The organism is Ruegeria sp. AB11 (assembly GCF_056536325.1).
The window spans coordinates 3,457,766-3,471,257 of sequence record NZ_JBQFJO010000001.1 but is presented as its reverse complement, the minus strand read 5'-3'; the positions used below and the strand labels follow the sequence as shown (position 1 = coordinate 3,471,257).

Sequence of the window (13,492 nt, the reverse complement as noted above, 5' to 3'; positions counted from 1 at the left end):
TGGCGGCTTGGGGCAGAGCGGGCGCTCCAGCTAAGTGCTGCGAATGGCTGTTGAGAGCCCATAGCGGAACCCACATCAAACGCTTTCATAAGCGCTTGGGATAGCGAGCGATCACGCGATTGGTCCTTGGTCGACCTGTGGACAAACCGGCGAAGGGCGTAATTTTTGTCAATATGCCAATTCTGTGCAATTCTGATTAGACACTAAGACAAATGGGGTGAGAGATGTCTGGCATAGACCAGATAAAGGAATTCGACAGCGGTATGGCTGCAGCAATCAATGCAGGCGATGGCGCCGGCACTGCGAAATATTACGCCGATGACGCTTCAATCCATCCACCCGGTGCAGGTCGTATTGATGGCAAGGATGCAATTCAGGGTTATTGGCAAGCCGCCATTGATGCTGGCCTTAGTGATGTCAGTATTGTCGCCAGCTCCGTCGATATTAACGGTGACAGTTCAATTTCAGTCGGAACGCTGTCGGGCAAGATGGGAGATGCCGCGCTTACAGGGAAGTATATCGTAACCGGCAGGAAAACCGACGAGGGCTGGAAAATGGTTCACGACATTTGGAACTTTGACGCCTGATTTCTTAAGCGGCGACGCTGGACCTCAACTGGAAGTCCAGTAATTTCTTAAAAATCCCACGTCCACATTCATTGCGAATATTTTGGTGTTCGCTTTGTCCGCACAACCGACGTTCGCTCCCTATAGTGAACTCTCGAATGTCTGCTGTGAGCCCAAAGCAGACGGTCGCAATCGTTAAAAGTTAGTACCAAAGCCCGCGGCGATTGAAACCTGTCAAACGAGAAGCCGTAGTCTGTCTGGGTTTGTTGCAGAATGGCTATCCACCGATCATTGCGGCGACGATCAAGAGCACTCCGACTGTTCCGCCTTCCGATCTGGCCATTGCTACCAGCATGATGCCGACGATGAAGAGCAGAGCCGTACCAAACCGGAACAGTTCTTCGCGGTTTAAACGAACTGCTTTTTCTACTCTGTCAGTTCTCAACATTTTTGGTCCATCGGTCTCATGTAGCAAGTCAGTTCAAACAGTTGGGCAAGTAGAGTTCCTACGCCATGATTTGAATCAATGAGACATGCACGTTGCAGTAGTAGAAACATCGAGGTCAGAAAGCACGCAGGTTTGGGATGTAATATCTGTTGAAAATCTTGGCGCTGCAGGAGAGTTGGTCGAGGTTAGCGTGCGATCTTCCTGTAGGTCGAAATTCGCGCCATTCGGTGTTTTTCGATCCAAAAAATTTGGACTAATTGAATGATCAAGTACTACCTACCGGTCGCAATTGGCGCGCTACTAATTGCCTTCTGGGTAAGTCCTGACGCGCAGGTGGTTGCAGCTGGGATCGCTATCTTTTTGTTTGGCATGCTTATGCTTGAAGACGGCTTCAAGCTGCTTGGAGGCGGAACACTAGAACGAATGCTTCAGCGGGCGACAAAATCCGTTTCGCGATCTCTATTATTCGGTTTCGTCTCTACTGCGTTGTTGCAGTCCAGCTCACTGGTTTCGGTCATAACGATTTCATTTTTAAGTGCTGACCTCATTTCTCTGGTCGGTGGGGTGGGGATAATCTTTGGGGCCAATATCGGAACGACGACGGGTGCGTGGTTGGTTGCCGGGCTAGGATTGAAGGTGAATATCGCAACCTATGCCATGCCAATTATCGGCCTTAGCATAATCCTTGTGTTTCAGAAGCCGAAGGTGCTCCGTGGGATTGGTTACGCCCTTGGCGGACTGGGTTTTCTGTTCCTAGGCATTCATTACATGAAAGAGGGTTTCGACGCGTTCAAGGACCAGGTCGATCTGATGCGATTTGCTTTGTCGGGATTTTGGGGGCTGGTGGTCTATTGTTTGTTGGGGACTGCCGCAACCGTGATTATGCAGTCGAGCCACGCGACGATGGTGCTTACTCTCACTGCGCTTGCCGCTTCACAAATTAGCTATGAAAACGCGCTGGCTCTCGCGATCGGGGCTAATATTGGAACCACGATTACGGCGATTATTGGCTCGATCAGCGCCAATTTTCAGGGCAAGCGACTGGCATTGGCGCACCTGATCTTCAATACAATAACTGCGGCGGTAGCTTTGGTTTTCATAGTCCCGCTACGTGAGATGGTTGACCTGATCAGTGGTGCCGTGGGTATCGGTGCGGAAGATTTTGCTCTGAAGTTGGCAGTGTTCCATACTATCTTTAACGTGCTCGGCGTCTTGCTCATGTTACCATTGATGCGGGGACTGATCTCCTTTCTAGAACGCAGTATTATCGAACCAATCCCGGATGTTAGTCAACCGCGTTACCTGAACGATGCGGCCGATGATTTCCCACAAACTCTTGAGATTGCACTTCGAAAGGAGGTCATGCACCTATACGAAAACGCGATGACGTTGATCTTGCATGGCCTGAATTTGCATAGGAAGGATGTGCTTAGCGCGAACAGCGTTGCAGAGGTGGTTCGAAGCAGTCGAACACCTACCGACATGGATATTGAGGAAAGCTATCGGCGCAAGATCAAGACACTCTATTCCGCCATTGTCGAATTCTCGACGCGCGTCGGAGAAAAACGTGTCGAACCAGATGTAGCGGAACGAGTTTATGCCCTGAGAGATGTCGCTGGCGACATCGTTCAAGCGGTTAAGTCGGTCAAACACCTGCGAAAGAATATCTTGCGTCACACTGTACGGTTTTCCGGGAGTGCAACCGAACTGTATGATGACCTCCGTACTGAAATTGCCAGAATACTCATTGAGATTCAAAAACTTGAAGACGCAGAACCGGGTGAGCGTAGTGCGCTCTGGCTTGATCAGGAACGTGCGCAAATAGAAGAAGATGCTCGGACCGCTGCGCGCCGTGTAGAACAGCTCATTCGAAAAAACCAACTCACTCCCGATGCCGCAACTTCATTTCTCAACGACTCGGATTATGCCTATAGCGCGACGCGTAAGCTGATCGAAGCAGCGAGAACCTTTTACATCGAACGAGACAGCGCCATGGCCGAAGTCGAACGTTTGTTGGCTTTAGAAGAAGAAGAACTCGGTGAGTATAAGATTGAAACCGATGCGCTCTCTAAGGAAGAAGAATCCGAAAAACATCACAGTAAAGTCGTAGAAAGCAAATAGCATGCTGAAATTGTGCGACGATCTGCGGGGGGTATTAAGATGGGATTGAAAAAACTTGCCGAAAAAATGGTCGAGTACAACTCGCGTCTTGAGGCAGGCAAAGCGAAGAAAATTAAATCCAGCCATGTTCAGAAGGTACTCAAAAAGCTGCGCAAGAAGGTGGCAGATCTTGAAGCCGAAATTCATTTGGAGAAAAATTCTGACAGGAAAGCCAGACTGGTTCGAAAACTCGGAACAGCGCACGAGAGTGTCAAACGGGCTGAGTGGCTGTTGAGCGAAATTGACTAATACTCTGGTTCAGGCTTTAGAAATTTGAGGACTCGTGACGAGTGCCTTCGTGGCCATTTTGAACCTGATGCCAACACACCTAAGCAACTGGAGTGCCCGATTTGATTTGGACCACCGTTATGTCTGAGAAACGGAGGACCGAGAATGGCTAACAAGAGACATAAGCCGGAAGAAATAGTTCAGAAGCTGCGGCAAGTTGATGTGCTTGTCGGCCAGGGAATGATGCGTGTAGATGCGATCCGCGAGGTTTGCATTTGGTGGCGAAATCCAATTTTTGGCGCGGTGTTTGAGACAGACCAACAAATCGCGGTGGCTTTGCCCAATGGGCAACGAATGATGGTAGGCCTGCCGTTGGCGAATTTGCTCACCTTTCTTGAATCGATCCAGTCTGAATAGTCACTGACCAATCTGCTCATCCGTGTCAGCCGTTCGTCTGATTGACATGAGAGTCAACGGCGGCCCCAACACCTCGAAGGCCACAGTACTGACTAGAGTAAAAGCCATGATCGACGCGGCCCAATGTGGAAATTGCTCTCCGGCGACAAGGGCCATTCCTACCGCGACACCGGCCTGTGGTAACAAAGCTGGACCGTACCAGCGGGTCTGACGGCTAGGCAGGCCGCCAAGTCTCGCTCCGCAATAACCCCCGACGAGGCGGGCGACAGCGCGCAAGAATAGGAAAAGAGCACCAGCCCAGCCCATCAAGCCGAAGGCTTCAATATCCAACGTGGCGCCAGCCAACAGGAAGAACAGGATCATGAATGGCCACTGAATGTGCTCGATCTCATGGAAAGCACGCTCGTGATGGCGGGCAAGATTCCCGATAACTGCGCCCGCAACCATGCCTGCTACCAAGAATGAAACCTCCAGCCAAAGCGCGAGGCCCGCTGTAAGAAAGACTATGCCCACTGCTTCTGCCTGCATTGGCTCTCCCGGTTTCAAGCGACCGGTCAGGTAAGCGGATGGCACGCCTAGTGCAGAACCCAACAAAATAGCCCCTCCGAAATCCCACATCGCTGTGGTCGTGATGGTAGCCCAACCGTCCGAATGACCGGCCAGAACCAATGCGACGCTGAAAACGATCAGACCCCAAGCGTCATCAATTGCGACTATGCCCTTTAATGTCTCGGTGAAGCTGTTGGACACCCCAGATTGTTTTATCACGTCTGTCATGGCGGCCGGAGCTGTAGCCGTAGCAATTGCCGCCAGCACCAGCGCCAACCCGAAGGGCACGCCAATAGCGGCCAGTCCAGCAGACACAATAACAAGGGTTGCAACCACGATTGAAATCGAAATCGTCAGAATGGCTCGGCCATGCCGAACCAGATTCTCGCGGGTCAATGATCCTCCAAGAAGAAATGCGACCATCGTCAATGCCACGATGGATACCTCATCGAACCACATTGCAACGTCGAGTGGGATCAACCCCATTCCGGCATTCCCTGCGATCAATCCAAGGAAAAGCAAGGTGGTAACACGAGGAAGATGCGTGGCCCGGCCGAGTTGGTCGGCCGCCAATCCGGCAAGGAAGAGCACACCAAGGGTAATCAGAAAGCCGGCAATGTGCATAGAAAACCAAGCGTTAAGTTCTTGTCTAGACTACTCTAACCCCAACCCTGCCTGCTAGGAACCGATGACGGAGAAAATGCGAGTGTCCCGTCGCAGCTTAGGCCGAAGATCCCTAAAAAAAGGGATATTGATCTGTATTAAGGCGAAAGCGCGCTGCACTTGACACAATAACTCATTCAGGAAATGAAGAGAAACTTTCGATGCCGACAAAGGAATCTAACACAAATATTCCGACGTCACTTTTGGATGTTTTCAAACAAATGCAGCCGCCCATGTCTGGCAATCCGGCCTTCGATGCCCAGATCGAACAATTTTGGGACGCATAGGAAAATTGCTCGAAGAAACAGAGGCCTTTGCGCAGCATTGGTTCGAACGGCGTCATGAGGCCGTCCGGACAGCTCTACAAGCTGCACGCAATGTGTCTTCCGCGAACCCGTCCGATCCATCGAAAGCCCTTCAGAGCATGGCGGAATGGCAGCGCCATTCGGCTGAGCGGTTGGTTGCTGACGCGCAGGAATGGTTCGAAACCGTGTCCCGTTGCGCATCTTATGTTGCTGAAACCGAAGCTGAAGCTGTTGAGAAAACAGTTGGTGATTTTGCAGCCTCTACAAAGAGCGCGGAGAAATCTTCAAAACCTAACCCTGTGTAGGGTTCCTGCTTCCGAAAAACCAAACTGAAATCATCGGAGCAGTAGATAGGAGGGTCTTGTCTGAAGAACTTTGCTTGAGAGGTGAAGGGGTGTTGCGTAGCATTTGCCCATGACCAGACCTGCCTCTTTCAAGTACTTCAAAACCAGTCCCGTGATCATCCGCCTTGCAGTGATGCTGTACATCGGCTTCCCGCTCTCGCCTCGGAATGTCGAAGATCTGTTGCACGAGCGAGGCATCGACGTGAGCCACGAAACTGTCCGGTAAGGCTGCGCTCAGACAATTGGGTGCTCTCGAAAAACAAAGGACGGGCAGATGGCTAAACAACCGCGTCGAGAACTCACACCTCCCGTTCCGACGACGAGAACGCGCAATGCAGTGTTTCAGGCGTATGCGAAGTTTGCAGAAATTCTTCTCGGTCCGCTCCTCCGTCTACAACCACTTCAACCAGGAAAGATCGCTCGCAAGCAGAGATACCTTCAAGCTGACCCGCGCCGCCGCTCTTAGCGAGTGGCGTCAACTTTGTTCCAGATAGGTTCGCGGTTTCCGCGGCAAACTGAGACTGGTTCGAATTAGTCTGACCGCACCTTCAGACCTGCTTGGATCCAGAACGTACAATTGAGCAGCCGCGGCAAAATCGGAGCTCGGTGACCAAAATACCGGTGGTTCCGCATAACTGATACGAAGATTTTCAACCGCTGTGTTCGCTGGCCACGCGGCAAATGCCCAACTTCCTTGGTTCGGTGCAGACAGCAAAGTCGGGCCGACGGTGCTTGAGCCAAATCAATGTTGTGCACCACTTGAATAGCTACGGTTCTCAAGTTGGGAGGCCAAAAAGATTTCGATTGAATGTACCGAAATCTGTCCGCAGTTGCGCAGGCTGAGACCAACGTACTCGTGGAAAACGGGCATTTTGCTGTATATGGCGCCGCGCTATGCGAATTTTACAAAGGAGAGTCTAGCCGACAGTCAATGGCAAGTGTGAAACACTGGAGAAGTAATCGTTTTCGCAAATTAACCTTGTGAACTGGGCGGCCAAGGCGATGAACAAACCGCAATCGACACGGGCAATTAGCCGATCCCGTCGCATGATCGACTTTAGCCCATTGGCTCGTCGGTACGCGAAGGCTAGGGTTTGGAGTTTGAATCGACAGAACCCCTCTGTTGTTCAATCGAAGCTGTTGACTAGGCTTGTTCGCCGCGCGTCTAAAACGAAGTTCGGACAAGCCCATGGCTTTGACCAAATCTCCAAACTCAGAGACTACCAGCAGCGAGTGCCTATCCGCCAATACGCCGAGTTCTGGCAGGAGTGGTGGCAGGTAAGATACCCCGATCTCATCGACCAAACTTGGCCGGGGCGAATACCGCATTTTGCAATGACCTCCGGGACAACAACGGGTCGCTCTAAATACATTCCATATTCGACCGAGATGCGGCGTTCTGCGGCGCGCGGATTTCTAGATCTTTTGTGTCACCACTTTGTCAATCGACCGGGCAGCAGGGTGCTGGGGGGCTCTGTACTTGGTTTGACCGGCCCAACTGACTTGCGGCACGCCACTCCAGAGGTGGATGTGGGTTCCGTCAGTGCCATCACTGCTGGTGCAATGCCAAACTGGTTTGAGGGTCGAGTGTTGCCAACCCCCGATATTGCCGGGATCGCAGATTGGGAGGAAAAGATCCGCCGTCTGGCACCCCTATCTTTGCAGAGAGATGTGCGTTTTTTGGGTGGTTCACCAAACTGGTTGCTTATCTTTTTGGACGAACTCGCAAAAAATCGGGACACTTCGGGAGTAAAACTAGTCGATTGGTATCCAAACCTAGAGCTTATCGTTCACGGTGGCGTAAATTTCGCTCCGTACCGGCAGCGGTTTGTGGCGCTGATGCAGGGAGGCCACGCAGAAACACGAGAAATGTACTCTGCCAGCGAGGGCGTATTTGCCTACGCCGACCGAGGCGACGGGGAGGGTATGCGCCTGCACCTGAATGGTCACGTGTTTTTTGAGTTTATTCCGGCGGAACAACTCCATTCCAAAAATCCCGAAAGGTACTGGGTTGGAAACATTGAAACCGGAGTTGATTACGCCTTGGCAATTTCAACAGCCGCCGGACTGTGGTCGTATATTGTAGGGGATATTGTGCGCTTCTTGGATCTCTCGCCACCGCGCTTGTTGGTGGTCGGGCGAGTGGAAAACGGGCTGTCCGTCTTCGGTGAACATCTGATTGAAGCGGAAATCGCGGAGGCAGTAGCTGTGGCCGCATCGAACACAGGACTCTCCGTTGTCGACTATAGCGTGGGTGCAGTTTGCGAAGACCAGCGCAATCGCCATCTCTATCTCGTCGAAGTAGAGGGAGAACCTCATCCGAATGCTGCGGAAACGTTCGCTTCAAAAGTCGACAAAGTCTTGTGCAGCCGAAATGAAGATTATTCCGAGTTACGTGCAAGAGGTCTCGCCCTTACGGCACCAGTGGTGAATTTCGTTTCCTCGGGAGGGTTCCTCAGATGGATGAAATCTCGTCGTGGCTTGGGCGGTCAGTATAAGGTTCCCAGGATCGTGACAGATGCCAGTTTGTTCGATGACATGCGCAAGGCGATTTTGAGCCGGTCAAACGAAGGTCAAACTCATGACGGTTGAGGTGATTTGGCAAGACCCCAGCTTACTGAGACTGATCACGCGATCGGATGAACCTTCGGCGGCAACCGTTGAATTGCTCGGACATACAGTCTGGGGGAGCCGATCCACGAAGTACCGCATTATTGATGTCCCAAATAAGTTGGCTCGATTGCGTGACCCAAGTTTTTTCGTTTTGTCTGATGCCGGGCAAGAGCTTTGCGTTTTCGTTCTGGATAAGTGTCTGAAATTGTTGGCGGGGAAAAGGTGCCATGGTTTCCACTTTGTAATGGCCTCGACTAGGCCTGATAGACAGCACGAAGGACTTGCAGGGCAGCTGATTGAGCATGTTCGGAATTATTGCACCTCGACCGTCGGTTCACCGGGGTTTGGATTTGCCTATGTCGAAGAAACGACCGAATACTCGCTCCACCTATCGGATCAGATTGGTCATACGGTTGAGGCCAACATACCTCTGGCTCTTTTTTCGCGGTTTTTTCCGCGCAAGGATTCAAAAGTGGGCATGGTCCATCCCGAGGAAGCGGAACAGGTTCTGGCCGAGTTGGAGCAGGCTTATCAAGACCACGAATTGACCGACTTCCGCTCTTCATTCAAATCGGATGAGTGTTTTGCTGTAAGAGAAGGAGACGCGATAATAGCGCTTGCTCAGGCAGAACTGTTGAGGTGGTCGATCGTCTCGATGCCCGGAATCCAGGGGGCATTTTTTCTTAGGGTTCTCCCATATTTGCCTGGGCTAAATGGCGTTTTCTGTTTGCAGGATCTTAGGGTCGTCAGATTTGGAAATCTGGTCGTGAAAGAGGGACAGGAAGCGGTGTTCTTTAAGCTATTGGAAGCCTGCTTGCATCATTACCAAGCCAAGATTGGCCTGATAATGCTTGATGAACGAAGCGGCGTTTTACGTCGCATTCGAGAATGTGGAAAAATGGGCCTCTTATCTCATGCCATGTCAGGCTCAGCTAAATTGAGGATCGACGTAGTCGGAATGGGCGAGGACATGATCGCGAAGTTGCGAAACGGTCCTGTAATGGTGAGTGCTGGTGACGTCTTCTGATCGGTCACTCGCCAACTATCTTGCGTCCCAGCGAACCGGGCATGATCTTGAAGAACAATGCCACAGCCTTATTGAAAAAACCCGGGATACAGATTGGTTGGTTTTTTTCTACGGCGCGTATCGCGGTAGCCGCGACATCATTCGGCTCGCTCCACATCCACTTTGGGATCGTGACGGATTCTACTGTTCCACCTGCTGCGGCCTGAAATCCCGTGCGTGTGAAGCCGGGGCACAAAGCGGTAACGTGCACGCCGCTTGGTTTCATTTCCGCCCGCAATGCGATTGAGAACTGAGCAAGGTACGATTTCAAAGGGTAGTACAGTGTTCCTCCTGCGTGAGGTGGAACAAATGCCGCCAGCGAGGATACGTTAATGATCCGCCCTGATCTTTTTTCCTGCATTGCAGGAGCAATAAGATAGCATAGTCGCACTGGAGCCGCGCCCATGACTTCGATGGTTTCTCGATGCCTGTCCCATTCCACCTCACACAGATTTCCAGGAACGCCGAACCCGGCATTGTTCACAAGGATGTCCACTTGGATGTTTTGCTCAATCAGATAATCGAACAAACTTTGAGGCGTCTCAGGGATAGCAAGGTCTCCAACCCAAACTTGGACGTCTATTCCGTATTTTGATCGCAGTTGTGACGCCAACAATTGTAAGGGATCATTCCGACGTGCGACGATGAGTAAATTGACGCCTTCGGATGCGTATTCTTCCGCAAATGCCCGCCCAATCCCCGAAGATGCTCCTGTAATGAGCGCCGTTCTGTTGTCTAGCGGTTCCAACGTCACGTGCTCCTAAAGGTTCAGGGTCTCACGCATTTCGGCAAGACAACCCAGCAGGAAGTCAATCTGCTCGCGTTCGTGTTGACAGGTCATTACAAACCTGATGCGAGCCTGGCCGAGCGCAACAGCGGGGTAACGAGCATGTGGTGCGACGATACCGCGATGTCTAAGCAGGCGGGTAACCTCGGCCGCTTTTAGTTCGTCGCCAATCAAGGTTGGGACAATGTGTGCTTCGCTGCCAAGAGTTTCATACCCACGGGATTCCACTTCACGTCTGAAGTAAAATGCATTCTCAAGCGCTTTTTCGCGTCTCCAGGGTTCGCGTTCAGCAATGTCGATAGCTTCGGTTACCCCGGCTGCGATGGCTGGCGGCAATGGTGCGGAGAAGATGTATGTCCGTGCAGAAATACGCAAAAAGTCGATTACTTCCTGATCCCCGGAAACATATCCACCTACGCCTCCAAAAGCCTTTGTAAGTGTACCCATTTGCAAGTCCACGTCGGTTGAAGCGACCCCGTGGTGTTCTAGGCTACCCCGACCATTAGCCCCGAGCATGCCGACCCCGTGTGCGTCATCGATCATCAGCATGGCGTTATGCTCGCGAGCCAAATCAGCCATCGCCGGGATTGGTGCTATGTCTCCATCCATGCTAAACACACCGTCGCTTACGATAAATTTAGATGGCATTTTCGACTCGCCAATTGCCTCAGCGAGGTGTTTCATATTCTTGTGTGGGAACCTGCTGATCTTCGCCTTTGCGAGGCGGACACCGTCTACGACGCTTGCGTGGTTCAGTTCTTCACTAAATACTTCCCAACCAACGGCGTCATTTTCTCCAAGCTTGCCTTGGCCGCGATGGCCAAGATGGGTCTCGGCCAAAGACTGGAGAAAGTCTACTTTCATAAGCGCTGGGATCACCCCGACGTTAGCCATGTACCCTGCCGCAAAACAAATAGCGTCTGCTTGGCCAACGAATTCGGCTATACGCTGCTCAAGCGCTCTATGAACATCGATGTTCGCTGCCATCTGTCGTGATCCACCGGAACCCAGCCCATAGCGCTCCAGCGCTTTCTGGGCAGTTGCTTTGACATCTGGGTGGTTCGAAAGGCCAAGAAGGTTGTTGGAGCAAAACAGCAGATGATCTCGACCGTCGACCCATATCACAGGCTCGGTCGTCGCGCTGTTTACGATAGGGTTGTTTGGGTACAGCCCTGAGTTTTGCACGAGTTTCGTCAAAGACTTTATTCGTGCGGCTGGTGAAGAAGTAGTTCCTGCCATCAGTCGAACCTCTCTTTCCAAGCCTCGAATTGTCGAGCAACTCAAGACGCACTCCGACAGGTTAACCCGCCCAACGTTGATTGAAATTGATTTGAATCATGGAGGTTTTGAACGCGATCTCAGAAGATGGAACATGTTTGAGAAGTCGCCAACCAGCGGGGTGGATGTAGCGCTGTGCCAGACGATTCCCGAAGCATTCGAAGCAAGGGTCAACGATACGCCCAATAGCCCCGCCTATATTCAATTCGTGAACGGTGCCTGGCAGACACTGACTTGGCGCATGGTGAATGAACGGGTTGTCAAGCGCCGTGCAGCCTTCGCGCAAGCTGATTTGCGCGCCGGGGATCGGATCGGGATTTTCTTACCGAACTGTGTCGATTGGATAGTCACTGATCTGGCGGCCATGAGCGAGGGGTTGGTAACTGTTCCGGTCTACACGCGGGATAGTGTAGCCAATATTTGCCACGTTCTGCGCCACAGCGGTGCAGTTTTATGTGTGACCGACAGTATCGATAGATGGGAAGATTTGGGGTCTGAACGTAAGTCCTTGACCGTATTGAAACAAGTTTGGCTGGTCAGTGGGGAAGGGCCGAATAAAGGTCGAGCGATGGTTTGCCCCGACATAGAGATCGGAAGTTACAAAGAAGATCGAGGTGAATTTGGTTCGCCAGATGATTTGGCGACACTTATTTACACCTCCGGCACTACGGGGCCTCCTAAGGGTGTGATGCTAACTTACAAAGCGCTCCTCTGGAACGCGGCGACTGTGGGCGAAATCAATCCAATTTCCGAAAAGGACTTATTCCTGTCCGTCCTTCCTTTGGCCCACGCATTCGAGAGAACCCTGGGCTATATCTGTCCCATGCTTGCGAACAGCCCGGTGGCTTTCGCACGCTCCATTCAAGACTTGGCTGAAGACATGCGGGCTCTGCATCCGACCGTCATGCTTGCGGTGCCGAGACTCTTCGAGAGGGTCCATGACAAAGTGATTTCGGAAGCAGAAGGTTCGGTAATAGCCAGCAGGCTGTTAGCTTGGACAGAGGCAATCGGCTGGCGCCGTCGGCAAGTTGTTGAAAATTTACTGCCGCCTCCTTCTATTGTGGCTAACCTTTATTGGACCCTGATCGGTAGACGTGTCAGCAGGCGTGTGCACGAAGCTTTCGGGGGGGAAATTAGAATGCTGGTTTGCGGTGGTGCGCCTTTGTCCGCAGATACGTCTCGTTTTTTCGCAGCAATGGAAATCCCGCTGCTTCAGGGGTACGGACTCACAGAGGCTGGACCTGCAGTAACCGGGTCGACAATTGATGATCGTCGCTGTGACAGCGTCGGTTTTACGCTTCCGGGCACCGAACTAAAAATAGGTGATCGGCAAGAACTGTTGATCCACTCACCGAGCGCTATGATCGGCTACTGGAATAACCCAGACGCGACAAACGATGCCTTCGATCAAGATCATTGGCTTCGTACAGGCGATGCGGCCGAGATAATCGATGAGCGTGTTTATATAAGGGGAAGAATAAAGGACATCCTCGTGCTATCGACCGGGGAAAACGTCAATCCAACGCCTATAGAAGCAGCTCTGGCTGCCGATCCTCTGATCGAACAGGTCTGTGTGTTGGGTGATAGCAAGCCATGGTGCTCGGCGGTTGTTGTTGTAAATGCACCGAAATTCCAAGCTTGGTGCGAAAAGACGGATGTTTCCTTAGCTAACCCAATGTCCGAAGAAGTTCGACGGAATCTGGTTGAATATCTAACAAATAGATTGGAAGATATCCCGCCCTTTGCCCGCATCCGCGACATTGTCATCGAGACTGAACCCTGGGCTCTAGAAAACGGTCTAATCACGCCGACACTAAAGCCTAAGCGAGCTAGAGTTCTAGCAAGGTATGAGAAAGCACTCTCAGATCTTTACCTCTGAATACATATTTCTTGTTGCGCCTAACCACCGTTGGCGCACGCGCAATGCAGGGTCTTTTTGTATGCCAGCGGGTGACAAATACGAAAACGGTGTGAACTTTCAAACGAATCCAATCCTTGGTCATCTGACCCACATCAAGGAGTTGGACGGGTTTCGAATGCTAAGATTGGATTGTTAAGTGGTTAAGCT

Annotated in this window: 13 protein-coding genes and 1 pseudogene; 10 read left to right on the top strand and 4 right to left on the bottom strand. The window is 51.7% G+C overall.

The features are described from left to right. The first annotated feature begins 224 nt into the window (after positions 1–224). Positions 225–587, top strand: a complete 363-nt coding sequence (locus ACR3EJ_RS17345) for a nuclear transport factor 2 family protein (RefSeq protein ID WP_170547292.1) — start codon at positions 225–227, stop codon at positions 585–587. Positions 588–843: 256 nt separating this feature from the next. On the opposite strand, the gene ACR3EJ_RS17340 is transcribed toward ACR3EJ_RS17345, so the two are convergent. Then, a complete protein-coding gene (locus ACR3EJ_RS17340; protein ID WP_170547296.1) occupies positions 844–1,014 on the bottom strand; it encodes a hypothetical protein in 171 nt (56 codons plus the stop codon). A 261-nt stretch (positions 1,015–1,275) separates the two neighbouring features. Between ACR3EJ_RS17340 and ACR3EJ_RS17335 the strand changes: the two genes are divergently transcribed. The 3 genes from ACR3EJ_RS17335 to ACR3EJ_RS17325 all read left to right on the top strand — a co-directional run bounded on the left by ACR3EJ_RS17335 (position 1,276) and on the right by ACR3EJ_RS17325 (position 3,819). Continuing rightward, positions 1,276–3,135: a Na/Pi symporter gene (locus tag ACR3EJ_RS17335; RefSeq protein WP_170547298.1), complete on the top strand. Its 1,860-nt coding sequence runs from the start codon at positions 1,276–1,278 to the stop codon at positions 3,133–3,135. A gap of 39 nt (positions 3,136–3,174) precedes the next feature. Then, positions 3,175–3,423 carry a hypothetical protein gene (locus tag ACR3EJ_RS17330; RefSeq protein WP_170514567.1) on the top strand — a complete coding sequence of 83 codons (249 nt, stop codon included), beginning with the start codon at positions 3,175–3,177 and terminating at the stop codon, positions 3,421–3,423. Positions 3,424–3,567: 144 nt separating this feature from the next. Next, positions 3,568–3,819: a hypothetical protein gene (locus tag ACR3EJ_RS17325; RefSeq protein ID WP_170468756.1), complete on the top strand. Its 252-nt coding sequence runs from the start codon at positions 3,568–3,570 to the stop codon at positions 3,817–3,819. On the opposite strand, the gene ACR3EJ_RS17320 is transcribed toward ACR3EJ_RS17325, so the two are convergent. Next, on the bottom strand, positions 3,820–4,992 hold the full coding sequence (locus ACR3EJ_RS17320) for a cation:proton antiporter domain-containing protein (RefSeq protein ID WP_170547301.1): 1,173 nt from the start codon (positions 4,990–4,992) through the stop codon (positions 3,820–3,822). Positions 4,993–5,323: 331 nt separating this feature from the next. Here ACR3EJ_RS17320 and ACR3EJ_RS17315 point away from each other — a divergent pair, with 331 nt between their 5' ends. The 5 genes and pseudogenes from ACR3EJ_RS17315 to ACR3EJ_RS17295 all read left to right on the top strand — a co-directional run bounded on the left by ACR3EJ_RS17315 (position 5,324) and on the right by ACR3EJ_RS17295 (position 9,320). Continuing rightward, complete coding sequence (locus tag ACR3EJ_RS17315) at positions 5,324–5,641, top strand: hypothetical protein (protein WP_480423181.1); 318 nt, start codon at positions 5,324–5,326, stop codon at positions 5,639–5,641. 109 nt (positions 5,642–5,750) lie between these two features. Beyond that, positions 5,751–5,903, top strand: a pseudogene (locus ACR3EJ_RS17310) (IS6 family transposase); the annotation flags it as partial. 19 nt (positions 5,904–5,922) lie between these two features. After that, positions 5,923–6,174 carry a DDE-type integrase/transposase/recombinase gene (locus ACR3EJ_RS17305; protein WP_480423180.1) on the top strand — a complete coding sequence of 84 codons (252 nt, stop codon included), beginning with the start codon at positions 5,923–5,925 and terminating at the stop codon, positions 6,172–6,174. A gap of 607 nt (positions 6,175–6,781) precedes the next feature. Further along, on the top strand, positions 6,782–8,272 hold the full coding sequence (locus ACR3EJ_RS17300) for a GH3 family acyl-acid amido synthetase (RefSeq protein ID WP_170547304.1): 1,491 nt from the start codon (positions 6,782–6,784) through the stop codon (positions 8,270–8,272). Next, the gene (locus ACR3EJ_RS17295) at positions 8,262–9,320 is read left to right on the top strand and encodes a hypothetical protein (RefSeq protein ID WP_170470355.1); all 1,059 of its coding nucleotides are present in this window, start codon (positions 8,262–8,264) and stop codon (positions 9,318–9,320) included. The genes ACR3EJ_RS17300 and ACR3EJ_RS17295 overlap by 11 nt, the downstream gene beginning before the upstream one ends. Before the next feature lie 4 nt (positions 9,321–9,324). Here ACR3EJ_RS17295 and ACR3EJ_RS17290 read toward each other — a convergent pair whose 3' ends face one another. Both ACR3EJ_RS17290 and ACR3EJ_RS17285 read right to left on the bottom strand, forming a co-directional pair. Next, a complete protein-coding gene (locus tag ACR3EJ_RS17290) occupies positions 9,325–10,107 on the bottom strand; it encodes an SDR family NAD(P)-dependent oxidoreductase (RefSeq protein ID WP_170547307.1) in 783 nt (260 codons plus the stop codon). Between the two features lie 12 nt (positions 10,108–10,119). Next, entirely contained in the window at positions 10,120–11,385 is a 1,266-nt protein-coding gene (locus tag ACR3EJ_RS17285) for an aminotransferase class I/II-fold pyridoxal phosphate-dependent enzyme (RefSeq protein ID WP_170547310.1), read from the bottom strand. A gap of 133 nt (positions 11,386–11,518) precedes the next feature. Between ACR3EJ_RS17285 and ACR3EJ_RS17280 the strand changes: the two genes are divergently transcribed. Further along, a complete protein-coding gene (locus ACR3EJ_RS17280) occupies positions 11,519–13,303 on the top strand; it encodes an AMP-dependent synthetase/ligase (protein WP_170547312.1) in 1,785 nt (594 codons plus the stop codon). The last annotated feature ends 189 nt before the right edge of the window (positions 13,304–13,492 follow it).

Coding starts and splice junctions, on each gene's coding strand:
- ACR3EJ_RS17340 (WP_170547296.1), bottom strand. CDS start 1,014: ATGTTGAGAACTGACAGAGTAGAAAAAGCAGTTCGTTTAAACCGCGAA.
- ACR3EJ_RS17325 (WP_170468756.1), top strand. CDS start 3,568: ATGGCTAACAAGAGACATAAGCCGGAAGAAATAGTTCAGAAGCTGCGG.
- ACR3EJ_RS17295 (WP_170470355.1), top strand. CDS start 8,262: ATGACGGTTGAGGTGATTTGGCAAGACCCCAGCTTACTGAGACTGATC.
- ACR3EJ_RS17345 (WP_170547292.1), top strand. CDS start 225: ATGTCTGGCATAGACCAGATAAAGGAATTCGACAGCGGTATGGCTGCA.
- ACR3EJ_RS17330 (WP_170514567.1), top strand. CDS start 3,175: ATGGGATTGAAAAAACTTGCCGAAAAAATGGTCGAGTACAACTCGCGT.
- ACR3EJ_RS17285 (WP_170547310.1), bottom strand. CDS start 11,385: ATGGCAGGAACTACTTCTTCACCAGCCGCACGAATAAAGTCTTTGACG.
- ACR3EJ_RS17335 (WP_170547298.1), top strand. CDS start 1,276: ATGATCAAGTACTACCTACCGGTCGCAATTGGCGCGCTACTAATTGCC.
- ACR3EJ_RS17320 (WP_170547301.1), bottom strand. CDS start 4,992: ATGCACATTGCCGGCTTTCTGATTACCCTTGGTGTGCTCTTCCTTGCC.
- ACR3EJ_RS17280 (WP_170547312.1), top strand. CDS start 11,519: ATGTTTGAGAAGTCGCCAACCAGCGGGGTGGATGTAGCGCTGTGCCAG.